A 26982-nucleotide genomic window follows, 5' to 3' on the forward strand; every position below is an offset into this window, starting at 1 on the left:
GCATGCTGCAATCCATAAATGATAACGCAAACATCCGCTGCGTTCAGCTTGCTTCATTATAACGGTTTCTTGGCGAAAAGACCACTTTCATCTGCCAGAGGCCCGCCATGCTGCCGTAATCACCCGGACTGTCCGCTCCGGGGAGAAAAATAAAAAGCCGGCTTTCCCTGCGGATAGCCAGCATTTGTCGATAAATGTGGTTCAAAAGAACCGGGCGTGAATACCTGACCCGTTTACTTTGTCCGGTTCATCACGTAATCGGCCAGCGGGGCCAAGGCCGAATGTTCCAACCCCGCTTCGGCAAGCGCGGCTTTTGCCTCCGCGATCAGCTGGACGAGCCGCTCTTTGGACGCCTCCAGTCCGAGCAGCGCAGGATAGGTGGCCTTCTGCCGGTCGGCGTCGCTGCCCACCGCCTTGCCCAGTTGGGCTTCATCCCCTTCCACGTTGAGGATGTCATCCTGGATTTGAAACGCCAGTCCGATACAGAGCCCATAGCGGGTCAGCGCGTCCATCTGCGCCGGCGTCGCCTCGGCCAACCACCCGCCGCCGCGCAGCGCGGCAATCAGCAGGTCGCCGGTTTTGTGCCGGTGGATGTACTCCAATTCTTCCAGGTTGAGGCGTTTGCCTTCCCCTTCGATGTCTGCCATCTGCCCGCCGACCATCCCGGCGGAACCGGCCCGCTTTCCCAGTTCGGCAATCAGCCGGACGGTCGTCTCCGGCTTTACCTCCGGATCGTCCATGTACGCCTCGGCGATGTAGCCAAACGCACGCGTCAGCAGCGCATCCCCGGCCAGAATCGCGGTCGCTTCCCCGAACACCTTGTGATTGGTCGGTTTGCCGCGGCGAAGGTCATCGTCGTCCATCGCCGGCAGGTCGTCGTGAATCAGCGAATAGGTATGAATCATTTCCAGCGCGACGGCGAAGGGAATCCCCCGCTTCAGCGGCTTGTCCAGCGCTTCCAGTACCGCCAGCACCAGCATCGGACGCAGCCGTTTGCCGCCCGCCATCAAGGAATATTTCATCGATTCGTACAGTGTATGCGGCACGCCGTCCCGTTCCAGACCGGGAAGCAGGTGTTCTTCGATCAATGCCGTCTTTTCAGTCAGGTAGGAAGCGAAAGCGTCGGTCATTGCGCTTCGCCCTCCACGTGGAACGGCTTTTGCTTCCATTGGCCGTCTTCCTCCACCAACTGGGTGATTTTCGCTTCGATTGCATCCAGCTTTTGACTGCAGATGCGGGACAGCTTCACGCCTTCCTGATAGAGGCTGATCGCCTCCTCCAGCGCGATATCCCCCTCTTCCAGACGGTGGACGACTTCCTCCAGCCGCTTCATCGCCTCTTCAAACTGCATGTCAGTCTCTTGATCCGTCTTCTTCCGCGCCATTACGCTTCTCCTCCCGGTAAATCTGTTCCACGCGTGCCTGAGCACTGCCATCACTTAATCGTACCATGAGAGTGTCTCCGGGGGCAAACTGGTCGACTGACTTGATCAACCGCCCGTTGGCATATACCAGGGAAAAGCCGCGCTGCATCACTTTCAACGGGCTTAGCGCATCCAGTTGACCGATCCGAGCGGCAAATGCCATTCGCACCTCATTCACCCGCTGCCGGACCAGCTCATCCAGGCGAGACCGATGCGCGCTGACGGCCCGCCTGCGCTCCGCGACCGCTTCCGTCGGCCGGAACCGTTTCAACTGGGCAGCCACCAGTTCATACCGCTCCGTGCGACGGCTCACCAACTGCTTCATCGCCTGACGCATGCGGCTCTGCACGTCATCCAGGCGCTGCTGCGCTTCTTCCACCCGCCGCTTGGGCCGGCGCATGGCGTAGGATTGCATCAGGGTTTCCAGTCGTTTCCGTTCAGAAGCCATCTGTCCGCGCAGCGCCCTGTGCATTCGCGCGTCCAGCTGCTTGACTCGTTCCACCCACTCCAGGTAATGCGGCACGGCCAGTTCGGCAGCCGCTGTCGGAGTGGCCGCCCTCACGTCTGCGACAAAATCGGCGATGGTCACGTCAGTCTCGTGTCCCACGGCGGAGATGACCGGAATCCGGGATGCGGCGATCGCCCGCGCCACCTGCTCGTCGTTGAAGGCCCACAGCTCTTCGATCGAGCCGCCGCCCCTGCCGACGATCAGCACGTCGATGTCAGGCTGCTGATTGATGATGTGGATCGCCGCCACGATCGACGCCGGAGCTTCCGCCCCCTGGACGATCGCCGGGGACAGGACGATCTCCGCCTGCGGGTAGCGCCGTCTAATGGTGGTGCAGATGTCGCGGATGGCCGCACCTGTCGGCGATGTAACCACGCCAACGCGCTTGGGAAAGCGCGGAAGCGGCCGCTTCCGTTCCTGGGCAAACAAGCCTTCCGCAGCCAGCTTCGCCTTCAACTGTTCAAACGCCAAATAGAGGGAGCCCAGCCCGTCCGGCTGCATCTCCCTGGCGTACAGTTGATAGACGCCGTCCCGCTCATAGGCAGAGATGGAACCACGGACAATCACCTTGGTTCCATCTTTGGGCAAAAAGCGCAAAAAGCGGTTGTAGCTGGCGAACATGACCACTTTCATGCGGGACTGGCTGTCTTTCAATGTCAAGTACATGTGGCCGCTGGTGTGGTGGGTAAAATTGGACACTTCCCCCCGCACCCAGACGTCCTGCAGGTGCTGTTCCCGTTCCAGCACCTGCTTGATGCAGCGATTCAAGTCGCTGACCGTATATACATGTCGCGTGTCCATGCGCTCCCTCCCTTATCGGGCGGTTTGTTTTCTGGCAGCGGCGACGGTGTTTTTCAGCAGCATGGTAATCGTCATCGGGCCGACACCACCGGGGACGGGCGTGAGATAGCCGGCTACCTCCCGCACCTCCTCAAACTTGACATCCCCGACCAGCTTGCCGGTCTCAATCCGGTTGACGCCGACGTCAATCACCACAGCGCCCGGTTTGACGTGTTCCCGCCCGATCAAATGAGGCTTGCCTGCCGCCACGACGAGAATATCTGCCTGCCGAGTATACGCGGCCAGGTCCACCGTGCGGGAGTGGCACATGGTCACCGTGGCGTTTTCCTGCTGCAGCAGGAAGGAGACCGGCTTGCCCACGATGTTGCTGCGGCCGATCACGACCGCGTGCTTGCCTGCAATGGGCGTTCCCGTCCGCTTGATCAATTCCACGATGCCGTGCGGCGTGCAGGGAAGCAGTGTGTCATATCCGATCATCATGTTGCCGACGTTGAGGGGATGGAAGCCGTCCACATCCTTTTTCGGCGCGATGGCTTCGATCACCGCTTTCTCGGAGATGTGCGGCGGCAGCGGCAGCTGCACCAATATGCCGTGAACGTTCGGATTTTCATTCAATTGATGAATCAAGTCCAACAGTTCCGCTTCGCTGATGGAAGCGTCTTTGTAAATGACCTCCGAGCGGATGCCCACCTCTTGACACCCCCGCTCCTTGCCGCGAACGTAGGAGTGGGAGGCAGGGTCATCCCCCACCAAAATCACCGTCAATCCTGGTTCCACGCCCTGTTTTTTCAATTCTTCCACATCATTCGCCAATTCTGCGCGAATGTCCTGTGCAATGTCCTTCCCGTACAAAATGGTCGCTGCCATGGAGAAGAAACCTCCTTCATCAAGTTCGCTACCCTTAGTGTAGCGACTCAAGGAGTTTATGTAAAGGCGAATTTTAAAAAGTTCATATCCTCTTAACGTTCGCCTTTCAACTTCATCCATCCCAGCATTGCCACGCCGTATGCATTGTCCCCGGAGTACTCCGGGTCGCAAAAATAGAGACTGGCCTTGACGGCCGGGTGCTCCAGCCGTCTGATCAGACGCTCGCGGATGTACCGGTTGGCGGCGACTCCCCCGACGATGAGAATCTCCCGCGGCAGCCCCGCTTCGACAGCATGGCGCAGTGCCTTTTCCAGCGTATTGGCGATACACTGTTCTGTCGCCCTCGCAATGTCCGCCGGATCTATGGTCCCGCTTTCCACTGCCCGCAGCAGCGACGCCTCCGGTCCGGAGAAACTGAACGACATGCCGTCTACTGCGGACGCCACGCGAAACTCCCCTTTGGCTTCACATGCCATTTTTTCCAGGAAAGGACCCGCAGGAAACGGCAGTCCCAGCGCCACCCCGATCCGGTCCACCAACTGCCCGGCGTGGAGGTCGATCGTTCCGCCTATCTTCTCAATGCGGTATCCGGCCGCCTCCCGTTCGCATTTCAACAGCTCGCTCGTCCCGCCGGACAGGTGAACGGCGAGAAAGCTGTCGCCCTGAGGCCGTTTTTCCGCGGTGAACTCTCCTGCCGCGATATGCCCTTCCTGGTGGGTCGTCAACAGGCAGGGTACCCGCAGGTAGGCGGCCAGAGACTTCGCCAGCCCTTCCCCCACCTTGAACACAGGCATGTACGATCCCTCCACGGGACGCGGCTTTTCGCTGGCACATACCGCAACGATTTCGTAGTCGTTCCACTTCAATTGCTCGCTCAACTCCGGCAGGTTCATCACATGCTGAAAGACGGCTTCTGATTGCTGCAGGCCGCGCTTTCCTTCCTTCACCTTGAGAAGGCGCTTTGCTTCTGCCACAATCCGGCCGTCTTCCTCTGCCAAGCACAGCGATGTCCGGTAGTTGCTCGTATCAATTCCCAACAATACCTTCGTCATGCTGTCTCACCTGCTTGTTTTACGCCTGGGCGGTCTGGCGCGACTGCAAAAAGCTGGACAACACGCCGTTGATGTAACGGTGCGACTGCTCGTCACTAAACAATTTGGCGATCTCGATCGCTTCGTTCATCACGACTCTGTCCGGCACGTCCGGTTCGTACATGATTTCAAAAAATGCCAGGCGGAGAATGGCCCGATCCACGTTGGCAATGCGCTCCAACTGCCAGCCGCGCAGGAATTTGCGAATTTCCGCGTCTACCTCTTGCTGGTGCTTTAACGTGCCTTCCACCAGATAACGCAGGTACGACGGATCTTCCTCGCTGTCTTCCATGACGAGGTTCAGTGCGTCTTCCACCTGCACGTCAGCCATGTCGATCTGGAACAGGCATTGGACTGCTTTTTCTCGTGCTGTTCTACGTTTCATTGCGTTCACCTTCTACTCAAAAATCCGTTGCAAACGATGGTCCGACCATCACCGAAACTTGCCGGGCAGGATGCGGTCCAGGATTTCCCGCAAATCTTCCTTGTGGTCCAGCTTGCGGCCGATGTAATACCCTGTGCCGACAAACACGACAATCACCAGTGTATCCCAAAAACCGACGAAAAGGTAGATGATGCCGAAAAAAAGACCGGCCGCCACACCCAGTAGTTTCCCCTTGTGCTCCCACAACAACTCCCATAACATGCCGTTCACCCTCTATTCCACCCGCCTGCGGGCCGCGTAAATCTCAGACTGTGCCACTTCGGTGACGACGACAGCCACTTCGGAAATCATGACGCCGGCGATGCCTTCCACCTGCTCCTTGACAACGGTCTGCAGCTGCTGGGTCAAATCCGGCAGCGGGGTTTCCCCGTCCACAGAGACGCGCAGCAGGATCATGTTGCCGCTCTCGTGCGCCCTGACTACCGTTTTCAGATCGCGAACGCCTTTCACGCGCCGCGCCGCCCGCTCGGCGATCGTCTGGATCGTCTGCAGGGTAATGTTCACTTCCCCCAACTCACTGCGCTGCCGGATGCCCCGTTCCCTTTTCGGTTGGCGGGAGCGAAACGAACTGAAAAAGAAACGCAGGCTGACAATCAGAAAGATTATGGCGACGATCAGATACGCAGGATGGCTGCCGGTCAGCATTTGCTCCACATAGGGGCGCAGATAGGCAGCGGGGATCAGGCCGCTGGTCGCCCCGATGGCAACGCAGGACAGCACAATCAGGGCAAAGCTGTACAGCGTCAAGATAAAGCGGTCAAACAAATTCACACACATCTTCCTTTCGCCTTGTTTGAACAGGAGGCCATCCCGGCAATGATGAGGAAAATGCCCCCTGGCTAGCAGGGGGCATTGGTTCCGCTGCCGTCTAGCGAACCCGCTGGTACTCTTCTACGGCGGCCGGGGCTTTTTCTTCGCTCTTCAGCTCTACATCGACGATATGTACGTTTACTTCCACAACCGACAGCCCTGTCATGCTCTCGATCGCGTTGCGCACATTATCTTGAATATTCCGAGCGACATCCGGGATGCGGTGTCCGTATTTCACAATGATCGATACATCAACTGCCGCTTCGCGCGATCCCACTTCGACGCGAACGCCGCGAGCAATATTTTTACGGCCGAGCCGTTCGGCAATCTCGCCTACGAAACCGCCGCTCATATGGGCCACGCCTTCCACTTCCGAGGCGGCCATGCCGGCGATGACTTCCAAGACTTCGGGAGCGATCTGGACTTTGCCAAGCTCTGTTCTCTCTAAATCCGGAGTAAACTCTTCCATGCTTCGCACCTCCCTGCGGTTTTATACTCCATTATAGCAAGCACCCACTCATTTTACAAATCAAGGCAAGATCAGGCTTCATCCAGCTGAAGGTCATAGTTGTCCAGGAATTTGGTGTCAAACTCTCCGCTGATGAACACCTCGTGATCCATCACCTTCAAGTGGAACGGGATGGTGGTGGTGATCCCGTCGACGACGAATTCTCCGAGCGCCCGCTTCATCCGCTCGATCGCCTCCTGTCTGTCCTTGCCCCAAACAATCAGCTTGGCGATCATCGAATCGTAATACGGCGGGATGGTGTAACCGGCGTAGGCGGCGCTGTCCACCCGCACGCCAAAACCGCCCGGCGCCAGGTAGTTGTTGATGCGTCCCGGCGACGGCATGAAGTTTTTGGCTGGATTCTCCGCATTGATACGGCACTCGATCGCCCATCCGTTCAGCTTGACGTCGTCCTGGGAGAACGACAGCGGTTGGCCGGCTGCAACCAGAATCTGCTCCTTGATCAGGTCGATGCCGGTGACCAGCTCCGTGACCGGATGCTCCACCTGGATGCGCGTGTTCATCTCCATGAAGTAAAATTGTCCGTATTTGTCCACCAAAAACTCGACCGTGCCGGCACCGTGATAGTTGACCGCCTTGGCGGCTGCGACGGCGGCTTCCCCCATCTGCTTGCGCAGTTCCTCGCTGAGAGCGGGGGACGGCGCTTCTTCGATCAGCTTCTGATGACGCCGCTGGATGGAACAGTCGCGCTCGCCCAGGTAGACGACGTTGCCGTACTTGTCGGCCATGATCTGAATTTCCACGTGGCGCGGGCCTTCCACGAACTTCTCCAGGTAGACGCCCGGATTGCCAAACGCCGTTTTCGCTTCGCTTTGCGCCTGGCGGATTGCTTTTTCCAAATCCTCGTCGTTGACGGCGACGCGCATGCCACGGCCGCCACCGCCCGCTGTCGCCTTGACCATGACCGGATAGCCGATCTCATTTGCAGTACGGATGGCGTCGTCAATATCTTCGATCAGACCGTCCGTACCGGGCACTGTGGGCACGCCCGCCGCTTTCATCGTCTCCTTGGCGGTGGACTTGTCCCCCATCTTTACGATCGCTTCCGGGTCCGGCCCGATAAACGTGATGTTGCAGGCGGCACAGATTTCGGCAAAGTCGGCGTTTTCGGCCAAAAAGCCATACCCCGGATGAATCGCGTCGGCCCCCACCTTGGTCGCCACGCTCATGATGTTGGCAATGTTGAGGTAACTGTCTTTGGACGCCGTCGGCCCGATGCAGTACGCTTCATCCGCCATCTTGACGTGAAGCGCGTCACGGTCTGCTTCGGAGTAGACCGCGACCGTCCGAATGCCCAACTCGCGGCAGGCGCGGATGACCCGTACGGCAATCTCGCCGCGGTTGGCAATCAACACTTTCTGGAACATTCCGCTCTCCTCCACTTTATTCAGGCTTTACCAGGAACAGCGGTTGACCGAATTCCACCAGCTGGCCGTCTTCGACCAGCACCTTCACGATTTCCCCGGTCACTTCCGCCGTGATTTCGTTGAACAATTTCATCGCCTCTACGATGCAGACCACCTTGTCCGGCGTGACCTTGTCACCCGGCTGCACGTACGGCGGTTTGCCCGGCTCGGGAGCGCGGTAGAAGGTGCCGACCATTGGCGACACGATCTTGTGCAGGTTGGCTTCTTCCTGTGCCGGTGCCGCCGGTTTTGCTGCTTCCGCAGGCGCGGGGGCTGCCGGCGCTTCCACTGCCGTCACCTGAGCCGCCGGAACAGCAGCGGGTGCCGCCTGCACGACCGGCTGCGGAATTACGACCGTCTCGGCTTCTACCGATTTTTTCAGAGTCACTTTCGTCCCGTTCATTTCCAGTTCAAATTCATTAATGGAAGATTGATCGATCAACTTAATGATTTCGCGGATTTCATGAATTTTTAACACGCGTACGCACTCCTTTGTTTCAATGGATGTCCAGGGAGTTTACAAGAGTATGTAGGATCAGGTCATAAAACCATGGTAGCCTGTCTCCATCCCCAACGTCAAGAAAGGATTTCCCCTCTGCTCTCGCTGGAGAAGAGGGAAAATCCTTACAAGCATACCCGATTCAGCCGCACTTTAGTATGGCCAAAAACGCGAGTATGGTCTAAAACGCGAATGGGAGGATGAATCACCCCGCACGCCTACGAAGCCTGGAACCTGACGGTCACGTTGCTGGCGGAGACGTTCAGGTGCTGTTTCACTTGGGCGATGATGTCCACGACTTCATCGGCATTCAGTTTGTCTTTTTGGACGATTACCGTCACCTTGCCGTCCTGCACGAACACGACCGCGTCTTTGTAGCCGCTCGCCTTCAGCATCTCTTCCAGCCCCATCGTGGCTGATTCGAGCTTGGACAGCTCGTCGTACTTCGCTTTTGCTTCGGCGACCGCCTGCGGCGTGGCATCGGCGCTGCTCATGATTGCCAGCTGCTCGTCTTTTTGCTGCTGGGTCTGCGCTTCCCGTTTCATCTTGTAGCCTTGGAAGATCTCGGCCGCCGACTCACCCACCGTCATCAGCGCGCTGTCTTCCTCCTGCTTGTCGGCAGCCTGCTTCGCGTCATCCGGCGCAGCGGCTGGCGTTTGGGACGAATCTGCGTTTGCCTCGGCTTTCCCTTCCACAGGTTTGGCGTCCGGCGCCGGTTTGTCCGTTTGCTTGGTTTCCACGATCACACCATCCAGTTGGTCCTGCTGCTCCTGGCCTAACGCCGGCATCTGCTCCTGCGGCCCCTTCACCAGGTAGTAGCCGGACAGGACAACCATCACCGCCAGCATCGTCAACAACCATACTGTCTGTTTTCTGAGCATCATCTGCCATTCCTCCTAACCCTTTTTGGGCAAAATGGATATCTTGTAAGCGGGGACGTCCAGCACTTTTTGGACGGCCTCGGTGATCCACGCCTTGACCTGAATATTGTCGGCTCCCTTGGCGACGACCAGCACGCCCCTCACCCGGGGTTTCAACGTCTTAATCACTACCGGCTGATCCTGCTTCCCGCTGATTACGACCACCTGCTCGTCGCGCGACTGTTCGCTCTGATTGCGGGTAGCCCGATCCTTGTCCGTCTCCTGATTGGTGGAAGAACGCGTGTTGCGGTTTTTTTCCACGACCAGCTCCGGGGTGGAATCCAGGTTTACCATGACTTCGACGCTGCCGACTCCGATTACATTGCCGAGGATTTCCCGCAGCTGCGTCTCGTACATGTTCTCGTATTCAGCAATGATGTCGGGAGCGGACGATCCTCCAATGGCCGGCACGCTCGCTTCACCGTCCGGCGGGCCGGTCGGATTGCTGCCCTCGACTCCGAAGCTGAGCGGCTGATCCCGCTCCACTTTCAGGAAGTCGGTCAAAATCATCACCGCCATGCCAATGCCCATGATGACGATGAAGTAATGGATCGGCCTCAGCTTTTTGTCGCCGCCATCCCCCTCCCACAGTTTTTTCAGCTTGGCAAACACGTCCTTCACCTCGCTCATATGATTCCTTCTTCAGCGCTGTTCACCCGGCCGGCCGCGACAGGACGACCACCTGCTCCTCCGTCAATCCCCACTGCTGGGCGACGTCGCGGGCAATCCGCCTGTACAGGGGATTGTCTTGCTGCTCCGCCTTCGGCACTTCCGCCGGGTCAACAGAGGACGGCGGCCTGCTCAGATCGATGTGCACCGGCTGAATCGGCTCAATCGGCTTGATCTCCCCGGAAGACCGCTCCCTCTCCTCTCCCACGATCAGTTCGATGCGGCGCAGCTCCGGCTGTTGGGCGCTTTGCTCCAGGGTTACGTTCACGCCGCTAAGCTCCAGTCCGTACGCCTCTTTTACGCGGGCGCGGACCGCTTCCTCCACCTGCTTCTGCACGTACGCCCGCACCTGCTTGTCACGCGCGCCCGCCAGCTTTTCTGCGATGCGCTTCCACTCGGCATCGGCGGGGCGGTCCAGCTCTGCCTGATAGCGGTCAATCTGGAGCGCCAGTTCTTCCTGCGAGAGATTGAACAGGGAAAAAACGGGCGAAATGATCGTCAGCAAGAGAATCAAACCCATGACCATTTTGACGTACCGCTGCAGACTGGTATTGGGCAGGATCAGATCGAGAAAGGCGGCGAGCAGCACCAGCAGGATGATTTTTTTCAGCCACAAGGTCAGCCATGTCATTCGCTTCACCTACCGAACCATCATGGAGATGTTGCCGGCCGCGATGATGATGGTAATGGCGAGAAAAAACATCAGACCCACCGTTGCCAGCGCGGCAAAGACGAACACGAGGCTTTTGCCGATCGTCCCGAGCGCACTGATGATCGGGCTGTTGCCAAGCGGCTGCAGCACCGCCGACGAGAGATTGTAGATCAGGGCCAGCACCAGGATTTTGATGGCCGGAAACGCGCACAGGATGACGAGGATCAGCACGCCCGCCAGACCGACTGCGTTTTTTACCAGGAGCGACGCATTCAGCACGGTGTCGGCGGCGTCGGAAAACATCCGTCCCACGATGGGGATGAAGTTGCCGGTGAGGTATTTGGCCGTCCGCAGCGTCACCCCATCCGCCACCGCCGAGGTCGCCCCCTGGATGGAGATGACGGCGAGGAACATCGTCAAAAACGAGCCCAGCGCTCCCATCGCAATATTTCGCAGCAGCGTCGCCAACTGTGTCACCTGGTACCGCTCCGAAAACAGGCTGGCGATGGACAGCATGGCGGACAGAAACAGCAGCGGGAAAATGATCGCGGAAATGAACAGCCCGCTGGTGTTGATCATGAAGATAATCAGCGGATGAAACATCGTCGCCGACGCCAGGTTGCCCACGGAGGCGAGCAGGGCTATCACCAGGGGAATCATCGCCAGCATGAAGTCGGACATGTTGTTGATCGCGTCCTTGGCGTAGGTGATGGCCACGTGAAAGCTGTTGATTGCCAGCACCATCAGCACCAGATAGGCAATAGAGTAGGCGACGATGGTGACCGTGTTCCGTTCAAACGCGTTTTGCATCGTTTCCAGGATCATCGCAAACACGGTGATGATGATGATCGAGCTGAGCAGTTTGCCGTTCATCAAAATCTCGTGAAGGAAGAATTTGGCCATGCCCTTGAGAAACCCCGTGATGCTGAGCTCCCCTTGCTGCATCAGCAATTGGATGAAGCCAGGTGCTTTCACGTCGGGCAGGTAGCCCTTGTACTCGCGCTGGAGCTGCCGCCAAAACTGCTCCACACGATCCAACTCGAGGCCGTCCGCTTGATCCTTGACCAATTCGTCGATGGTCTGGGCGGCGGGAGCGGGTGAAGCCGATACGGTGACGGCCGGCAGCACCACCAGCAGAATCAGCAGGATGACCGACAAGCCTGCACGCGCCACACGCATCTGCATCCCTCCTCTCCCTTACGCCGGCAATAGGTTAATCACGGTTTCGATGATGATTTGAATGATCGGAACGGCCATGACCAGAATCAGCACCTTGCCCGCCAGCTCAATTTTGGAAGCGATTGCTCCCTGGCCCGCATCCCGCGTCATTTGAGCGCCAAATTCGGCAATGTAGGCAATTCCGATGATTTTGAGGATCGTTTCCAGAAAGACGAGATTCAGATCAGCCTGCACGGCCAATTTCTCGAGAATGCGGATCACTTCGGCGATCTTGCCGATGAGAAAGTAGAAGATGAACACGCCGCTGGCAAGCGCCAGAAGAAAGGCGAACATCGGCTTCTGCTCCTTGATGACCAGCGCGAGAATCGTAGCCACCAGTCCCAGCCCGACGATCTGCACGATTTCCATTCTGCCTTCCCTCCTCAGTTGAACAGGAAGACGCGTTTTACCTCGGAAAACAGGTCACCAATAAAGTGAGCCACCATGTACAGCACGATGATGAACCCCACCAGCGTCGCCCAGTGCGCGATGTCTTCCTTGCCCGCCTGCTTCAGCACCGTGTGCAGAATGGCCGTGATAAACCCAACCGCCCCGATCTGAAAAACAGGTGTCAAATCAAAATCCACTGTGAACACCTCGCCTTTAGAACATCAGGATGACGACCAGCAGGCCGCACAGGAAGCCGAGGCTTTTGTACATCTTTTCGTACCTCCCTTGCTCTGCGCGCGCCTCTTCTTCCAGCCCGCGCAAATGGGTGACGGCAAGGCGCAAATGTTTCTGCTGGTCTTCCCGGTCGGACGAGCCGAGAACCTGCCCCAGGCTGCTCAACACATCTCGTTCCTGCCTGCGCAGTGCTGTCTGCGGCCAATGTGCGTCGATCGCCTGCCGGAGGGCGTCTTCCGCCGTCTGGGCCCGCTCGGTGATCAACAGCTCGGCCGCAGTCAAAAACAGACGGCCCACCTCGTCCGGTACGCGATGTCCAATTTTGACGAAGGCACGGTGCAGGGGGGTCAGACCGTACACGATTTCCGTCTCCAGCATCTGCAAGGCGACCAGCAGGGCGCGCAGCTGCACGGGACGAAACGCGTAATTGCGGCCGATCTGCCAGCCGATCATGGACGCGGAGAACAAAATCAACACGGCGCCAATCAGCTTAACCATGCGATTTTCTCCCTATCCACCCGAGTCAGGCTGCCATCGTAAACCGCTTCGACCGTCCCTACGCCATTTGTCCTGCTGAGCAGGATGTAGCGGGAAAACGCGCCGTACTGGATCAACCTGCCCAGTGTTGGTCGCTGAGCCACTTCGCTGACGTCGGCGCCGTGCGCGGTGCAGATGACCGCTACCCCGGCGTGAATTGCCTCCCACACCGCCTCTCCGTCTTCGGTCCGGCCGATTTCGTCGACGATCAGCACATCTGGCGACATCGAGCGAATCAGCATCATCATCCCGACTGCTTTGGGACAAGCATCCAGCACATCGGTGCGCGGTCCGACGTCCCGCTGCGGCACGCCGTTGAGGCAGCCGGCCAATTCGGAACGCTCGTCCACAATGCCGACTTTCCGGCTGGACGCCCATTCGTTGCCGTAGCTTAAAGAACGGGCGATATCGCGCAGCAGCGTCGTTTTTCCGCACTGCGGGGGAGAAATGATCAGGGTGTTGTGCACGCGTCCATTCTCGAACAGAAACGGAAGCACGCGGTGTGCCGCTCCTTTTTTCTCGCGGGCGATGCGGATGTTGAAGCTGGTGACGTCGCGGATGCCTTTTACTTCTCCCTTCTCCATCACCACTTTGCCGGCGATGCCGATGCGATGGCCGCCGACGACGGTGATGTATCCCCGCTTCAGCTCTTCTTCCAGCGCGTATAGCGAGTGTTGGCTCACCTGGTTGAGCAGCTTGACCGCCTGCTCCTCTGAAAAGATCCACCCCTGTCTGGCAATCGCGGTCAGCTGGCCGGAAGGCGTCACATAGCTGGACTGCTGTCCGTAACGTATTTCCATCGGCTGATTTTGCCTAAGGCGTATCTCCTCCAGATGCTCTCTGACGGCGGAGGGCAGCGCTGTCAGAATGCTGCGGACGGACGCCGGCAAAATCGCCATGATCTCCTTCACCATCGTCCCCTCCTTTTGCGGCTGGCGGGTGGTGCCAGCCTTTGTCCACTTTGACTTACCTCCATCCTATGCGCCCATGGACGAGTTTTATGCCAAGAAAAAACGCCTGCCGCAGGGCAAGCGCCAAACGGCAGACGCGCATGCGAAGAGACAAGCCAGATTGACCGGCAAATCCGGCCGCGAGCTCGTATGTCTGCCGGAATCGATGTACTCATGTCGGGTTGATCGGCTCGTACTCGGCTTCGTCGCGATACGGCTCGACGATGTAGTGGTGGTAGCCTTCACCGTCCACACCTTCGTGAAAAAAGAGAACCTCCCGGCAGGATGGACACTCAAGGGCGTGCGACGACAAGACGTGATCACGCTCTCCTGTCTCGTACAAATGCGCATCCTCATCGTCATCGTGATCGGCGAATGACTCGTACGCTGCCTGCCCATCCACGGAACAGTCCTCTACGGTCTCGTACAGGGCCTCATCGTCGTTGAACAGGTACAGCTCCACGTCTTCCAGGTCTTCGTCGATGGCCTCCGCGTAACGCTCCGTTTCTTCCACGCGGGCGTGCAGCTCGCGGAACGCACCGTAGATGTCGTCGACCAGTTCAATCATCTCCGCGAGAATCTTTCCCTCTCGGCTGTTCTCCTGTATGTCCAGTCCTTCCGCCAATCCGCGCAGATAGGCAATGCGGTTTTCCAACGTTTCCAACATGATGGGCTTCCCTCCTCTAACCGGTGCTTGCCCTATTGTTCCCGAAAGACGTTCTGGTTACCAATCCAATCTGCCGAACATGTCCGCTTACTTGCGCACGCCGATAAAGATGCAGACGATGCCGAGGAAGATCCAGGCAATTTTGGTGAAACTGATCCGGTCCGACATGCCGATCAACCCGACGGTCGTGGTCGTCAGCAGCACCAGCGGCCCAACGATTGCCAGACTGGAGTTGATCAGCAGGGCCTTTTCCACTTGGTTCACCTTCAAGATCAGCAGGGCGACCAACAGTTCAAGCGTTCCGGACATCATCCTGAGCGCAGCCATCCCGAGTATTGCTTTTTCCCACATCCAGCCTCGTCCTCCCTCCTCTTCCTCACTCTATGCCCGTCCTCGCCGGTTTCATCACACCTTTTGGCTGGGCAATAGCCTATGGGCGGTTGGCTCACTCCTTTTCGGCCGCCTACATACACTGAAGCAAACGCCTAAAAAGAAATGAGGAAACCGCCAATGCTAGACAGCGACATCCCATTCTGGCCCGTGAGCTGGTCTGATCCGTTTGGCGAGCGGCAATCCAAACCGCGCTCCCGCGGATTGACCATGGTCATCGACAAAGGGCTTGGGCTGAACACCTTTCAAGATCTGATGGAACTGGCCGCGCCGTATATCGACATTTACAAACTGGGGTTTGGCACTTCGACGCTCTATCCCGCCGGTGTTCTGTACCAAAAAGTGGCGCTCGCCAAGGCACTTGACCTGCACATCATGCCGGGCGGCACCCTGTTTGAGATTGCCATCCGCCATTCGTCACCGGAAGCGTACATGGCCAGGCTGCTTGACCTCGGTTTCAACGCGGTGGAGATTTCCGACGGAACCTTTCCGCTCTCTGACGACATGCGCCGTCGGGCAATCGCTGCTGCGGCAGACGCGGGGTTGACGGTATACACGGAATTTGGCAAAAAAGCAGCCCATTTCCGGGCGGAACGCGACGATCTGCTGCGCACGCTGGAACAGGATGTGCGCGCGGGCGCCAGCTACGTGATCGTGGAAGCGCGGGAGAGCGGAACGGTCGGCGTGTTTGACTGCGAAGGCATGGTGGATCACGCGTTTGTGCAGGAGATCGTCCAGGCGGCCGGGGCCCTTGCCTGTCGGCTGATCTGGGAGGCGCCGCACAAGGAACAGCAGGTGGCCTTGATCCGCACCCTGGGGTGTGACGTCAATTTGGGAAACGTCGCCTATACAGACATCCTCGCCGTGGAGACCCTGCGCCGGGGCTTGCGGGCGGATACGGCCTCTTTGCTGGAGGGAAGGAGGATCGCTCCATGAGAATAGCGGTGGTGCCGACCGTGGAGGAGATACGTTTTGATCAAATCAGCAACCGCGTCGTCGTGGTGATCGACGTGCTGCGTGCCTCCAGCACGATCGTCACCGCTTTAGGCAGCGGATTTCAAGAGGTCCTCCCGGTGGAGACGATCGGCCAGGCCCACGCGCTGCGCTCGGCCGAAAGCGTTCTTGCCGGTGAACGGCACTGCCGCAAGATCGCCGATTTCGACTGCAACAATTCGCCGACCGAGCTGGCCCGACAGACCCGTGCCGGACGGCAGTTGGTTCTCACCACGACCAACGGCACTCGCGCGATTCAAAAAGCCGAGCGGGCCCAGGTTCTTGTCATCGGCTGTTTTTTGAATGCCACCTCCTGTATCCGGTACGCCCTGTCGCACAAACTGGACATCACGCTGTACTGTGCCGGCACTCGCTCCGAGTTCGCCCTGGAGGACGGACTGGCGGCCGGCCTGATGATCCACACAGCACAACAAATGCGCCCCCACATCCAGGTGTGTGACCTGGGGGAGGCGCTGAAAGCGAGCTATCTGTACGTATGCGACCGGCTGGAAGAGGTGATGGCTCGCACCACCACGGGCAAACGGCTGACCCAGCACCACTGCGAGGAAGACATCCGCTTCTGCTCCCAGATCGACCGCTACCAGTTGGTTCCGGTGGTGAAGGATCGACGCATACTCCCAACCCTTGTCTCATAAAGTGTAAGCAGAACAGGGACAGGGGTTTTGATGCCGATGATGCCAGGAGAAGTGATGCTTGTCATCCTGATCGTGATCGGGCTGCTCGGACGATCGCCGATCATCGCCACAGCCGCCAGCATCCTGCTGGTGTTAAAACTGACCGCACTGGAGCGATTTTTTCCCGCCGTCGAACGGCGCGGGCTGGAACTGGGCCTGTTGTTTTTGACCATCTCCGTGCTGGTGCCGTTCGCCAACGAAAAGATTTCCTGGCGGGATGTAACGCCGTTGTTTACGACAGTGATGGGCCTGCTCGCCATGGCAGGCGGCGCCATCGCCACGTGGATGAACGGAAAGGGGCTTGACCTGCTGCGCGCCGAGCCGCACATCATCGTCGGTCTGGTGATCGGCTCCATTTTTGGCATCGTCTTTTTGCGCGGCATCCCTGTCGGGCCCTTGATGGCGGCGGGCATCACCGCATTTGTTCTCAAGCTGTGTGAGTGGTTTGGCGGACGGACGTAACCGTCCGCTCAGTGTGTTGACAATCCGGCAAAGAAAAAAGGCTGTACCCTGTTTGGGTACAGCCTTACGTGCAAACATCCGCGTTTATGCGCGGGAAACGTATTGTTCCGTGCGCGTGTCGATGATCAGCTTGTCGCCTTCTTCTACGAACAGCGGCACGTTGACCACAAAGCCGGTTTCCAGCGTTGCCTTTTTCGTCACGTTGGACGCAGTGTCGCCTTTTACGCCCGGCTCGCACTCGGTCACTACCAGTTCAACCGTGTTCGGCAGTTGAATACCGATGGTCTCACCGTTGTACTGCATGATCTGTACGTTCATGTTTTCCTTGAGGAATTTCAGTTCGCGCTCAATTTGCTGACGCGTGAACGTGATCTGCTCGTACGTCTCGGTATTCATGAAGGTGTACTCGTCACCGCTGTTGTACAGGTACTGCATTGTCGACGTTTCAATGCGGGCCGGGTTCACCTTTTCACCGCCACGGAACGTCATTTCCGTGATGTTGCCGTTGCGCAGGTTGCGCAGCTTGGAACGAACGAAAGCTGCACCTTTCCCGGGCTTTACGTGTTGGAATTCGATTACCTGATAAATGTTGCCATCTACTTCGATGGTCAAACCAGTACGAAAGTCGTTCACAGAAATCATGGTAGTCCTCCCAATCAACGAATAACACAACTAGTATAAATTAGACCGGCAAAATGAGCAACTCTTTCGTCGAGGTTGTCAGTACCTCGTGGCCGTCCGCGGTGATCAGCACGTCGTCCTCGATGCGCACCCCGCCAAGGCCGCTGATGTAGATGCCCGGCTCCATCGTGACCAGCATGCCCGGTTCCAGCACGAAGGGACTCACCGTCGACAGATTGGGCAGCTCATGCACTTCCACGCCCAGGCCGTGACCCGCGCTGTGTCCGTACGCGTCTCCGTAGCCCGCGGCAGTGATGATCTCGCGCGTGACAGCATCCGCTTCCTTGCCGGTCACACCCGGTTTCAAGGCCGCTACGCCGGCGATCTGGGCGCGCAGGACGATGTCGTAAATCTCCTTCAGCTTGGGGTCCGGTTCCCCGACGGACAGGGTGCGGGTGATGTCGGAGTTGTATCCTTTGTAGGCCGCACCGAAGTCCAGCGTGACCATTTCGCCCGCCTGGATGACCTTCTCGCTGGCTCGCCCGTGCGGCAGTGCCCCGCGCACACCGGACGCCACGATGATGTCAAACGCAGCAGCTTCCGCACCGCGTTTGCGCATGAAAAACTCCAGCTCCAACGCCACGTCCACCTCGCGGACGCCTGGTTTGATGTAGCCCTGAATATGCTGGTACGCCTCGTCGGCGATGCGCACTGCTTCGCGGATGATCGCCAGCTCGGAGGGGTCCTTGTACATGCGCAGTTTTTCCATCAGACCGCTCGTCGGCACAAGCTCGACACCGTCAAACGCCTTGCTCCATTCCTGATAGGTGCCAAACGACACGCTGCTCTCAAAGGCAAGCCGCTTTACGCCCGCTTCCTTCAGCACGCGGGCGATCGCTTCCACCGGTTTGCGTTCGTTGTTGACCACACGAAAATGGGGCGCCTGCTCCTGCGCCTGCTCGATGTAGCGGAAGTCAGTGACGAGAAATGCCTCTTTTTCCGTCACGATCACCCAGCCGGTGGAGCCGGTAAAGCCGCTCAAGTAAAACCGGTTTTCCTTCTTTTCCGTAATCAGCGCATCTGCGCCGAGCTGCGACAAGGCGTCGCGAAGCCTCACAAGCCGTTGTTCCATGACCCTCTCCCCTTTGATTTTTTGTTCTTCCGTGCCTTTATCCCTGCGTCAGTTTGCGGACCAGTGCGCGCAGCGCCCATTCGTATCCGTCCGTTCCCAGTCCGACCACCTGTCCCAGCACGACCGGCGCGATGACAGACTGATGGCGGAACGGCTCGCGAGCGTGAACGTTGGAAATATGTACCTCGATCGTCGGCAGCGCCACCCCTGCCAGCGCGTCCCGCAGTGCGTAGCTGTAATGGGTGAAGGCGCCGGGATTGATCACGATGCCGTCGTGCACCCCTTTGGCCCGGTGAATGGCGTCGATCAAAACGCCTTCATGGTTGGACTGACAGTGTTCCAGCCTGCCGCCCAGTTCCTCCATCACTTTTTCCAGCCGAGCAAGCACGTCGTCCAGCGTCTCGCTTCCGTACACGTCAGGTTCCCGCTTCCCCAGGAGGTTGAGGTTCGGGCCGTTCAGCAGCAGGACGGATACCATCGTCCATTCCTCCCCGTGTGAGATTCAGTTGAACATCTTTTTGTAAAAAGATTTTTACTAGAGAAATATTTTACCACACAGAGGAAGGGCTTGAACAGCATCAGGCTTTGTCTGATTGCTCCAGCGAGATCGACATCCCGGCAAACAGGCCGAATGACAGATACCAGGCCAGTTCGGTGCTGAGCGTCGCTTGATTCCAATTGCCGATGCGAAAGAAGTACCCTGCCACGGCAAAAAGGATCAGGCCGTACAGCAACCCGAACCACCACAAGCGGATTTTGCCGAACACTAGCGAATACAAGAAGACAGCCACGATCGTCTCCACGAGCAACATCAGCGCCCCCAGTCCGACGCCCGCCCAGGAGTTTGCCCTCACCATGCCGAGAATCGGCCGGGCGAACGCTTCCACGCCGTATGGTGTGAAGTTCAGATAATGGGCGGCAGCGCGGATCAGCCCCCACACAACCGTCCCCCAGAAAGCCACTTCTCCCACCTTGGCGAGCGCCAGCGCTTTTGCACTGCCCTGCTGCCCGGCCGACAAGCCTGCCGTGCCCTGCTGTTCCGCCTTTTGTGTCCTGGTTGCGTCCATGTGCATCACCTCAGGTGTAGTATGCGCCGCAGTTCCGGTTTTCACTAATTGTTGACAATTGAACGGCAGCGTGTGAACTGCTTATAGCCTGCGCGTGCCGTTTCCGGTACAATATGTGGTAAGGAAGGTGATAGGATTGGCGCAGCAAAACGTACCCAGTTACGGCGGGCAGGCCGTCATCGAAGGCGTCATGTTTGGCGGCAAACGAGTGACCGTCACTGCCATCCGCAGGAAAAATCAGGAAATCGAGTATTACGAAGCTCCGCGTTCGGAATATAAATGGGCAAACAGCATGAAAAAAATCCCCTTTGTCCGCGGTATCGTCGGCTTGATCGAAGCCAGCGCAAACGGAGCCAAACATCTGAATTTCGCTACCGAACGGTACAGCATGGAATCGGACGACGACGTGGACTCAGGACCGTCCAAGCTGCAAATGGTGCTCGGCGTAGCCGTGGTCGGGGTGCTATCGTTCTTGTTCGGCAAGTTTGCCTTCACGCTGGTGCCGGTCTTTCTCGCCCAGTTTTTGCTCGGACAGTGGGTGCCGGCGGGGATTCCCCAAAACCTGGCGGAAGGTGTGATCAAACTCCTGCTCTTGCTCGGCTACATTACAGCGATCGCGCAGGCACCGATCATCAAACGTCTGTTTCAATACCACGGAGCCGAACACAAGGTGATTAACGCGTTTGAATCCGGGGTAGAATTGACAGTAGAGAATGTGCAAAAATTTTCCACCCTGCACTACCGCTGCGGCAGCAGCTTTCTGATCTTTACGGTGATCGTCGGGGTCATCATCTACTCGCTGTTCACCTACGAAACACTGTGGGATCGCGTGGTGCAGCGCATCGTACTCCTGCCTCTGGTAATCGGGGTATCGTACGAAGTTCTGCAGTGGACCAACAAATGGCGCGATACACCGATCCTCCGCTATTTGGGTTACCCAGGACTGTGGCTGCAAAAAATCACGACCCGCGAACCGGACGACAGCCAGGTGGAAGTGGCGATCGCCGCGTTTCTCAAAATGCGGGAACGGGATCAGGTCGCAGGCAAAGAGCGACTCATCTCCGCCGGATAACGTTGAGGCATATAGAATACCATTGAGGTGAAGCCCTATGTTACGCCACATCCCCCCTATCATCGTCGCGTTGCTGCTGTTGGCCGCCTACGGCTTTCTGAGGCAGGTCATCGACAATCCTGTCGGCACCTTGATCGTGATCGGCTTGTCCGTGCTGCTGTTTGTGGCAGTGCGAAACTACCTGCGAAGCGGCTCGGTTTTCTCCTCTGCCTACCGGCACAAACAGCCGAAGCCTAAAACCGCACCGCGCCCGACGATGAAAAAGTCGTCGCCGGCAAGCCGCAAAAACCACCCGTTCCGTGTGATCGAAGGAGCCAAAAGCAGGGCAAAGAACAAGCAGAACGAGAGCGACCCAAAGAACCACATCTCGCAGTAACATCAGGCAAAACACTTCTACCCGATTCGTATTCCGTCCGTTTATGCAAAACAGGCTGCCTATACGAGGCAGCCTGTTTTTTTGTTTGGTCCTGGCGGTATGCTGCGGAATACTTCGACGTACTGCTCGAAGTTCCATTTGGCCAGAAACTGGCGGGCCGCCTCTTCCCCCGAACGTATCAGGGCTGCGCGCAGCTCAGGAGGAAGGCCGAAATGCGTGGTCCGCACCCCCAGCGTCGGAATGAAGATCGTCCGTACTGCCTGCGCCCGCTCCACATACAGCCGGTCGTGGGCGTCCAGCATCGTGGTGATCAGGCTGCGGGTAAACGAAAAAAGGCCCCGAATCCGGTACGCTTCCCGCTCCACCCGTTTACTGTGCAGGCGAAACCCGATTGTCGGCCAGCGCGGCTTTCCGGGAACGTCAAACAGCCAGACCGGATAATTGCTCAGCAGCCCGCCGTCCACGATATAGTGCGGTTCCCCGTTTTGCTGCAACCGGACCGGCTGAAAGAAATACGGCAGCGAACACGACATGCGGACGGCCCGGGCGATCGGGAATTCCTCCGGGACGATGTCAAACTGGACGAGATCGTCCGGCAAAACCAGCATTTTTCCCGCCGTGATGTCGGACGCGATGATCCTGAGCTTGCCCGGAGGCAGATCCCCAAAGGTGCGTATGCCTTTTTTCCGCAGCAATTCGTCCATAAACCTTTCAATCCGGTTGGTCCGGTACATCCCCTGCCGCACGAACAATTCGTACAATGGACCGATGACCGGCAGCCGACCGAGGCCGCGCCGCTCGAGAAAATGCAGATAGTCCAGCCGCTCAAACACAGGCCTGAGCTCTCCGCTCTTGTAACCCGCCCCGAGCAGAGCGGCGACAAACGAGCCCGCCGACGTGCCGGCCAGGTTCTTCCACGTATAGCCGTGCTCCTCCATCACCTGCAGCGCTCCGATAAAGGCAATCCCTTTCACTCCGCCGCCCTCAAACACCGCGTCCGCCTGCATGCTCTCACCTTCCCTTCCCTCCTTATCAAATATAGGGAGGTGGCTTGTCGATTACGACAAAAAACGCAAGCCGGTCAGGCTTGCGTCAGTGCAGTTATTCTTCCTTTTGCTCGTCTTCCTGTCGGATACGGCGCAGCTCCTCAATACGCGACGGGTCGGCGTGAAAATACTGGACGAGATACTCCAGGCAGGTGATCGACTCCCAGCTGAGATGGTGCTCGATCCCTTCCACGTCCCGATAGATGTGCTCCTCGTCCACGCCGATGACGCGCATGAACTCTTCCAGCAGACTGTGACGATCCACCAGGCGCTTGCCGATTTTCTTGCCTTTTGGCGTCAGCACCAGGCCGCGGTATTTTTCATAGACCAGGTAGTTGTCTTTGTCCAGCTTCTGGACCATCTTGGTAACGGATGAGGGATGCACTTCCAACGCTTCCGCGATATCGGAGACACGGGCGTAACCTTTTTCTTCGATTAAAGTGTAAATGCGTTCCAAATAGTCTTCCATACTGGGAGTTGGCATGTGAATCCCTCGTTTCCACACGGTATTTCAGGCGGGATGAAAAACCTTGTGGCCAAGGCTTTTCAAACGCACGTAAAAACATAATACCGTGGAAAGCGCGACGGTTGCAAGAAAAACCTGCCTACTGCGGCTGTTTTTCCGCGTTCATCGCCCGCACGTACCGTACCAGTTCCCGGCCGAGCGTCTCCATGCGTTCCTGCAAACGCGGATCTTTCAGCGTCCCGTCCGGCGCAAAGGCGTCGTAGGCGCTGGGAATGCTCGGGCTGGACGGCAGAGGCCAGGCGTGCAGATTGCGCATGATCACCTGCAGGGTGTTTACCGTATTGGTCGCGCCCATGCTGCCTCCTGCCACGCCAAGAATGGCTACCTGCTTGTCGCGCAAATGGCGCCCTTCCAAAAAGTCGAGCGCGTTTTTCAAGGCGCCAGTGATGCTGCCGTGGTACTCCGGCGAACCAATCACCAGCCCGTCCGCTTCCGATACCTTTTGCACAAAACGATGCACCGTCTCCGGATACGTGGAGGCGTCATCGCGATTGTCGTAGACCGGCATCGGCCATTCGGCCAGGTGAATCAATTCCGTTTCCGCTCCCGCTTCCCGGGCGGCCTTCAACACGATCTCTACCGCCAGTTTGGTTGTTGACTGCGCGTTCATGCTGCCAGCAATGCCGACAATTTTCATCTTATTCACCTCAAATGGGGGAGTTGTCTAAAGTACCTTCATACAGTATATCCATATATTAATAGTTTGTAAACACATATGTATCATTAATCACACTGTTCTGAACAAGCCTCTGTGCCTCATACATTGGTACCAGTGCGACAGATTTCATGACGCATGAACGAATTTGGGTTCCACGCTGGGAAAAGGATGATGTGAATGGACAGAAGCGCATGGCGAATCGCCGTCCTGTTCGCTGGGGCTGCGCTCGGCGGTTCGTATTTTAGCGGTAATGAATGGCTGCGCTTTTTTGCCTATTTCGGCTCGTGGGGGACGATTGGCCTTGCTGCTGCCAGCATCGGACTGGGGTGGATCGGCTGCCGTGTGCTGGTCTCCTGTCATCGCCAGGGGGTGCGTACGCTCCACGATCTGCTTTTGCACTGGTTTGGCCCTACATTCGCTCCCACCTTTTCCGTGTTGATTCACCTCTCCCTCTTGGCTTACGCGGGAGCGACAGCAGGCATGCAGGCAATGCAGCACATGGCTGGTGCGTGGAGCTGGCTGTTTGTGCTCGCCCCCCTGCTCCTCGCCGTGGTGGTTGTCTCTCAGGGGTGGACGACGATCCTTAGGGGGACAGCCGCCTCACTTGCCGCAGGACTGCTAATGCTTGGGTTTGTGTTTGCCGAACAGCGCCACGTGCCGATTCCTTCGCTCGGATACCAATTCAACGCTCTGTGGCTGATCCAGGCCGTGCTGTACCTCTCCCTGCATTTACTGGTCTGTCTGGTCGTCGTCCTGCCGCTTGCCATCCGCGCGCCCCGCCAGAGCACGATACGTGCGGGCGTGTTGGCGGGCACACTGTTCTTTTTCTTCGCCTCCCTGCTGGGACAGGCGATCCTTTTGGCTCACTGGCACGACGTCCACTCCGCCGCCTTGCCGCTTGCGCACATTCTGGCTTCTCTCATGCCGTTTGCCGACCTGCTGCATCTGTTGTTGTCACTCGGACACGCCGGCCTCATCCTGGGCGCACTCGTTTACGCAATGGCCGTGCCCGTGGCGGTGCGCCACGATCTGCACATGGGGCCGCTGCTGCTGGCGATGCTGGCCGGGGCCGGTCTGTTTGCACTGCTGCCACTGGTAAGCGTCACGGCAGCCAATCTGGCCGCAAGCAGCGCCACGTACTGCGGACTGTTGCTGCTGGGGCGCCTGTTGTGGAAAGGCAGGAAACCACGTCCCAAACCGCCCGCGTGAGCACAACCCGCTGCATCATCAGGCCATGACGGGGAGGATGACATCGACCGTCGTTCCTTTGCCCGGTTCGCTGGAAATCACGATTTGGCCGCCGTGCTCCTGGATGATCCTGCGGCTGACCATCAGGCCAAGTCCGGTCCCCTTTTCCTTGGTGGTGTAAAAGGGCTCGCCCAGGCGCGGAATCTGTTCCGGGTCGATCCCGCCCCCCGTATCAATGATCCTGATTCGCACCTCGCCTTTGTCCAGCTCTTCCGCCTCCACCCGGAGGTGTCCCCCGTTTGGCATTGCTTCGATGGCATTTTTGCACAAATTGATGAAGACTTGCTTCAACTGGTTTTCTTCACAGGTGATGAGCGGCAAATTCTCCGAGATTCGGGTGTGAATCTGGATGTTGTTTAAGATGGCCTGGCTGTCCAGGAGTGAGAGAACGTTTTTCAGGATGCCGCCCACTTCCCGCTGCTGATACTTGACCGCCTGCGGCTTGGCCAACAGCAAGAGTTCGCTGACGATCAAGTTGATCCGATCCAGTTCGGAGAGCATGATCCCGCAGTACCGATTGGCTTCAGCGGACGACTGCATTAATTGGATAAAGCCGCGCAGCGCAGTCAATGGGTTGCGGATCTCGTGGGCGATTCCCGCCGCCAGCTGCCCGACGGCAGAAAGCATGTCCGACTGGCGGAGCAGTTCTTCCGCCCGCTTTTTCTCCGTAATGTCGCGGGTGACGATCATAAAACTGATCACCCGTCCTGTCTCATCCACAATTGGTTTGCAGCGAGATTCCAGGTTGACCCAGTGGCCGCCGTTGTGCAGGAAGCGGAATTCGACCGAAGCCATTTCACCGGTTTGACCGATGCGCGCAATCGCCTGCCGGACGGATTTCTGATCATCCGGATGCACCCGATCCATGAAGTCGTACACCTGATTGAACTGATCGAGCGGATACCCCAGAATCGACTCATGCGAAGGAGACATGTAGGTCACCGCACCGCTCCCCTCGTACACGCAGATCATGTCGGTCATGTTTTCGGCGATCAGCCGGTACTTTGCTTCGCTCACCCGCAGGCGATGCTCCACGCGCTTCTGTTCGGTAATGTCCCGCGCGCTGCCGACAATGCCGATCACTTTCCCCTCGCCGTCGTAGATCGGCGCCAATGAGAGGGACACGTGCAGGGGTTGGCCGTTTTTGTGAATGCGGACCGTTTCCAGCCCAATGATGCGCTTGCCATTCAGCACTTGTTGATGGTAGTAGTCGGCTTCTTCCTGCAAATGCGTGGGGATGAACGGCAGCGGCCGGTCGATCAATTCTTCTTCGCTGTAGCCAAAGATGATTTCTGACGCCTGGTTGATGCGCTTGATGCGGCCGTTGACGTCAATCACCGAGATGGCGTCGGGGGTTTGCTGCAGAATGGACTCCAGCAGTTCTTTCGTGGCCAGTCCGTCCATTTCCACCCGCTTCTGGTCGGTGATGTCCCGCCCCAGCATCAGGAGGGAGACTTTATGGGTCAGTGGATCCATGACCGGTACCTTTACCAGGTCGATAAAGCGTGTCGATCCGTCCGGCTGCTCAAACACTTCGACGCGACGGAACGGTTCTCCCGATCGAAAGACGAGTTCGTCGGTTTCCCGGCAGCTGAACAGACTTTGCCGGTAACGGTCCGTCACGCCCACCAGCTCCGGACTGGCTGAGCAATCGCCGACAAAGAATTTCCCGGCCGCTTGATTGACGTATAAAAGATCGCCCGTTTTGCTCTTGATGAACAGGAGGTCCGGGACGGCGTCGAAATAGCTGCGGAATCTGTGCTCCCGATAGCGGACTTCCTGTTCCAGTTGACGGACGCGCCGCAGCAGGTACAAGATCAAGAGGAAGGCCGCCACCTCCAACAACTCCAGGACACCGAACAGCAGTCTCCCATTGGCTTGGGAAGACCATACGGGCCAGTGTGCCACGGCGGTGACAACCGCCAGGGCGATTACCGCCAAGAACGAAGGATACAGCGCTTGGGATTGCTTCATATCAACCTCCGTAACAGATGTAACTGATGGACATCCCCGTATTGCGGTTGGGGATGTTATTTTATTCGGAAATTTCCGATAAATGACGCGAAACATTACGGTGACG

At 57.8% G+C, this 26982-nt stretch carries 35 protein-coding genes; 6 read left to right on the forward strand and 29 right to left on the reverse strand.

The annotated features are described in order from the left end of the window. Positions 1–233: 233 nt before the first annotated feature. The 21 genes from ETC00_RS08700 to ETC00_RS08800 form a co-directional block, all read right to left on the reverse strand. Positions 234–1130, reverse strand: coding sequence for a polyprenyl synthetase family protein (locus tag ETC00_RS08700; RefSeq protein WP_171565603.1), 897 nt, complete (start codon positions 1128–1130; stop codon positions 234–236). Next, on the reverse strand, positions 1127–1384 hold the full coding sequence (gene xseB / locus ETC00_RS08705; protein WP_171565604.1) for an exodeoxyribonuclease VII small subunit: 258 nt from the start codon (positions 1382–1384) through the stop codon (positions 1127–1129). The genes ETC00_RS08700 and xseB overlap by 4 nt, the downstream gene beginning before the upstream one ends. Next, the gene (gene xseA, locus ETC00_RS08710; protein ID WP_171565605.1) at positions 1353–2732 is read right to left on the reverse strand and encodes an exodeoxyribonuclease VII large subunit; all 1380 of its coding nucleotides are present in this window, start codon (positions 2730–2732) and stop codon (positions 1353–1355) included. Before xseA ends, xseB begins: the two co-directional genes overlap by 32 nt. A 12-nt stretch (positions 2733–2744) precedes the next feature. Then, positions 2745–3599 (reverse strand): bifunctional methylenetetrahydrofolate dehydrogenase/methenyltetrahydrofolate cyclohydrolase FolD, encoded by an 855-nt coding sequence (gene folD / locus ETC00_RS08715; protein ID WP_171565606.1) that lies wholly within the window; start codon positions 3597–3599, stop codon positions 2745–2747. Between the two features lie 92 nt (positions 3600–3691). After that, the gene (locus ETC00_RS08720; protein WP_171565607.1) at positions 3692–4651 is read right to left on the reverse strand and encodes a tRNA (adenosine(37)-N6)-threonylcarbamoyltransferase complex transferase subunit TsaD; all 960 of its coding nucleotides are present in this window, start codon (positions 4649–4651) and stop codon (positions 3692–3694) included. A 19-nt stretch (positions 4652–4670) separates the two neighbouring features. Next, positions 4671–5075, reverse strand: a complete 405-nt coding sequence (gene nusB / locus ETC00_RS08725; RefSeq protein WP_171565608.1) for a transcription antitermination factor NusB — start codon at positions 5073–5075, stop codon at positions 4671–4673. Between the two features lie 48 nt (positions 5076–5123). Then, complete coding sequence (locus tag ETC00_RS08730) at positions 5124–5336, reverse strand: DUF2273 domain-containing protein (protein WP_171565704.1); 213 nt, start codon at positions 5334–5336, stop codon at positions 5124–5126. Positions 5337–5348: 12 nt separating this feature from the next. Continuing rightward, on the reverse strand, positions 5349–5906 hold the full coding sequence (gene amaP, locus ETC00_RS08735; protein ID WP_304414389.1) for an alkaline shock response membrane anchor protein AmaP: 558 nt from the start codon (positions 5904–5906) through the stop codon (positions 5349–5351). A 97-nt stretch (positions 5907–6003) separates the two neighbouring features. After that, positions 6004–6414: an Asp23/Gls24 family envelope stress response protein gene (locus ETC00_RS08740; RefSeq protein ID WP_029099468.1), complete on the reverse strand. Its 411-nt coding sequence runs from the start codon at positions 6412–6414 to the stop codon at positions 6004–6006. Positions 6415–6485: 71 nt separating this feature from the next. Then, on the reverse strand, positions 6486–7841 hold the full coding sequence (accC, locus tag ETC00_RS08745) for an acetyl-CoA carboxylase biotin carboxylase subunit (RefSeq protein WP_171565610.1): 1356 nt from the start codon (positions 7839–7841) through the stop codon (positions 6486–6488). A 16-nt stretch (positions 7842–7857) separates the two neighbouring features. Further along, complete coding sequence (accB, locus tag ETC00_RS08750; protein ID WP_171565611.1) at positions 7858–8358, reverse strand: acetyl-CoA carboxylase biotin carboxyl carrier protein; 501 nt, start codon at positions 8356–8358, stop codon at positions 7858–7860. Positions 8359–8597: 239 nt separating this feature from the next. Then, the gene (locus tag ETC00_RS08755) at positions 8598–9263 is read right to left on the reverse strand and encodes a SpoIIIAH-like family protein (protein WP_171565612.1); all 666 of its coding nucleotides are present in this window, start codon (positions 9261–9263) and stop codon (positions 8598–8600) included. A 12-nt stretch (positions 9264–9275) separates the two neighbouring features. Continuing rightward, positions 9276–9929, reverse strand: coding sequence for a stage III sporulation protein AG (gene spoIIIAG, locus ETC00_RS08760; protein WP_171565613.1), 654 nt, complete (start codon positions 9927–9929; stop codon positions 9276–9278). Positions 9930–9951: 22 nt separating this feature from the next. Then, the gene (gene spoIIIAF / locus ETC00_RS08765; RefSeq protein ID WP_171565705.1) at positions 9952–10599 is read right to left on the reverse strand and encodes a stage III sporulation protein AF; all 648 of its coding nucleotides are present in this window, start codon (positions 10597–10599) and stop codon (positions 9952–9954) included. Positions 10600–10608: 9 nt separating this feature from the next. Beyond that, positions 10609–11799 (reverse strand): stage III sporulation protein AE, encoded by a 1191-nt coding sequence (spoIIIAE, locus tag ETC00_RS08770; RefSeq protein WP_171565614.1) that lies wholly within the window; start codon positions 11797–11799, stop codon positions 10609–10611. Between the two features lie 18 nt (positions 11800–11817). Then, on the reverse strand, positions 11818–12207 hold the full coding sequence (spoIIIAD, locus tag ETC00_RS08775; RefSeq protein ID WP_171565615.1) for a stage III sporulation protein AD: 390 nt from the start codon (positions 12205–12207) through the stop codon (positions 11818–11820). 14 nt (positions 12208–12221) lie between these two features. Beyond that, complete coding sequence (gene spoIIIAC / locus ETC00_RS08780) at positions 12222–12425, reverse strand: stage III sporulation protein AC (protein WP_171565616.1); 204 nt, start codon at positions 12423–12425, stop codon at positions 12222–12224. A 16-nt stretch (positions 12426–12441) separates the two neighbouring features. Continuing rightward, on the reverse strand, positions 12442–12960 hold the full coding sequence (gene spoIIIAB / locus ETC00_RS08785; protein ID WP_171565617.1) for a stage III sporulation protein SpoIIIAB: 519 nt from the start codon (positions 12958–12960) through the stop codon (positions 12442–12444). Continuing rightward, positions 12948–13910, reverse strand: a complete 963-nt coding sequence (spoIIIAA, locus tag ETC00_RS08790; protein WP_171565618.1) for a stage III sporulation protein AA — start codon at positions 13908–13910, stop codon at positions 12948–12950. The genes spoIIIAB and spoIIIAA overlap by 13 nt, the downstream gene beginning before the upstream one ends. Positions 13911–14121: 211 nt before the next feature. Further along, entirely contained in the window at positions 14122–14616 is a 495-nt protein-coding gene (locus ETC00_RS08795) for a CD1247 N-terminal domain-containing protein (protein WP_171565619.1), read from the reverse strand. 87 nt (positions 14617–14703) lie between these two features. Next, positions 14704–14967, reverse strand: coding sequence for a YqhV family protein (locus tag ETC00_RS08800; protein WP_171565620.1), 264 nt, complete (start codon positions 14965–14967; stop codon positions 14704–14706). A 159-nt stretch (positions 14968–15126) separates the two neighbouring features. Here ETC00_RS08800 and comA point away from each other — a divergent pair, with 159 nt between their 5' ends. Genes comA through ETC00_RS08815 form a run of 3 tightly spaced genes read left to right on the forward strand, consistent with a single transcriptional unit; the run spans position 15127 to position 17156 of the window. After that, complete coding sequence (comA, locus tag ETC00_RS08805) at positions 15127–15942, forward strand: phosphosulfolactate synthase (protein WP_171565621.1); 816 nt, start codon at positions 15127–15129, stop codon at positions 15940–15942. Beyond that, the gene (locus ETC00_RS08810; RefSeq protein ID WP_171565622.1) at positions 15939–16655 is read left to right on the forward strand and encodes a 2-phosphosulfolactate phosphatase; all 717 of its coding nucleotides are present in this window, start codon (positions 15939–15941) and stop codon (positions 16653–16655) included. Before comA ends, ETC00_RS08810 begins: the two co-directional genes overlap by 4 nt. 36 nt (positions 16656–16691) lie before the next feature. Continuing rightward, positions 16692–17156, forward strand: coding sequence for a DUF441 domain-containing protein (locus ETC00_RS08815; RefSeq protein WP_171565623.1), 465 nt, complete (start codon positions 16692–16694; stop codon positions 17154–17156). Positions 17157–17240: 84 nt separating this feature from the next. Here the strand turns inward: ETC00_RS08815 and efp are convergent, their stop codons facing one another. The 4 genes from efp to ETC00_RS08835 all read right to left on the reverse strand — a co-directional run bounded on the left by efp (position 17241) and on the right by ETC00_RS08835 (position 19976). Then, a complete protein-coding gene (efp, locus tag ETC00_RS08820; protein ID WP_029099452.1) occupies positions 17241–17798 on the reverse strand; it encodes an elongation factor P in 558 nt (185 codons plus the stop codon). 40 nt (positions 17799–17838) lie between these two features. Then, positions 17839–18909 (reverse strand): M24 family metallopeptidase, encoded by a 1071-nt coding sequence (locus ETC00_RS08825; RefSeq protein WP_171565624.1) that lies wholly within the window; start codon positions 18907–18909, stop codon positions 17839–17841. Between the two features lie 37 nt (positions 18910–18946). Further along, the gene (aroQ, locus tag ETC00_RS08830) at positions 18947–19387 is read right to left on the reverse strand and encodes a type II 3-dehydroquinate dehydratase (protein WP_171565625.1); all 441 of its coding nucleotides are present in this window, start codon (positions 19385–19387) and stop codon (positions 18947–18949) included. Between the two features lie 100 nt (positions 19388–19487). Continuing rightward, a complete protein-coding gene (locus tag ETC00_RS08835) occupies positions 19488–19976 on the reverse strand; it encodes a YqhR family membrane protein (RefSeq protein WP_171565626.1) in 489 nt (162 codons plus the stop codon). A gap of 136 nt (positions 19977–20112) precedes the next feature. On the opposite strand from ETC00_RS08835, the gene ETC00_RS08840 reads away from it, so the two are divergent. Both ETC00_RS08840 and ETC00_RS08845 read left to right on the forward strand, forming a co-directional pair. Beyond that, entirely contained in the window at positions 20113–21048 is a 936-nt protein-coding gene (locus ETC00_RS08840) for a DUF1385 domain-containing protein (RefSeq protein ID WP_171565627.1), read from the forward strand. Between the two features lie 37 nt (positions 21049–21085). Further along, positions 21086–21424 (forward strand): hypothetical protein, encoded by a 339-nt coding sequence (locus ETC00_RS08845; RefSeq protein WP_171565628.1) that lies wholly within the window; start codon positions 21086–21088, stop codon positions 21422–21424. A gap of 59 nt (positions 21425–21483) precedes the next feature. On the opposite strand, the gene ETC00_RS08850 is transcribed toward ETC00_RS08845, so the two are convergent. From ETC00_RS08850 to ETC00_RS08860, 3 genes are all read right to left on the reverse strand, one after another. Next, positions 21484–22431: a patatin-like phospholipase family protein gene (locus ETC00_RS08850; protein ID WP_171565629.1), complete on the reverse strand. Its 948-nt coding sequence runs from the start codon at positions 22429–22431 to the stop codon at positions 21484–21486. 94 nt (positions 22432–22525) lie between these two features. Continuing rightward, positions 22526–22954 (reverse strand): transcriptional regulator MntR, encoded by a 429-nt coding sequence (gene mntR / locus ETC00_RS08855; protein ID WP_171565630.1) that lies wholly within the window; start codon positions 22952–22954, stop codon positions 22526–22528. Positions 22955–23075: 121 nt separating this feature from the next. Continuing rightward, complete coding sequence (locus tag ETC00_RS08860; protein WP_171565631.1) at positions 23076–23633, reverse strand: NADPH-dependent FMN reductase; 558 nt, start codon at positions 23631–23633, stop codon at positions 23076–23078. A gap of 198 nt (positions 23634–23831) precedes the next feature. Between ETC00_RS08860 and ETC00_RS08865 the strand changes: the two genes are divergently transcribed. Beyond that, positions 23832–24863 (forward strand): hypothetical protein, encoded by a 1032-nt coding sequence (locus ETC00_RS08865; protein WP_171565632.1) that lies wholly within the window; start codon positions 23832–23834, stop codon positions 24861–24863. 18 nt (positions 24864–24881) lie between these two features. Here ETC00_RS08865 and ETC00_RS08870 read toward each other — a convergent pair whose 3' ends face one another. Beyond that, positions 24882–26876, reverse strand: coding sequence for a PAS domain-containing sensor histidine kinase (locus ETC00_RS08870; RefSeq protein ID WP_171565633.1), 1995 nt, complete (start codon positions 26874–26876; stop codon positions 24882–24884). Positions 26877–26982 lie beyond the last annotated feature (106 nt).

This window comes from Brevibacillus sp. MCWH (assembly GCF_013096935.1).
In the GTDB taxonomy this organism is placed as follows: Bacteria; Bacillota; Bacilli; order Brevibacillales; family Brevibacillaceae; genus Brevibacillus; species Brevibacillus aydinogluensis.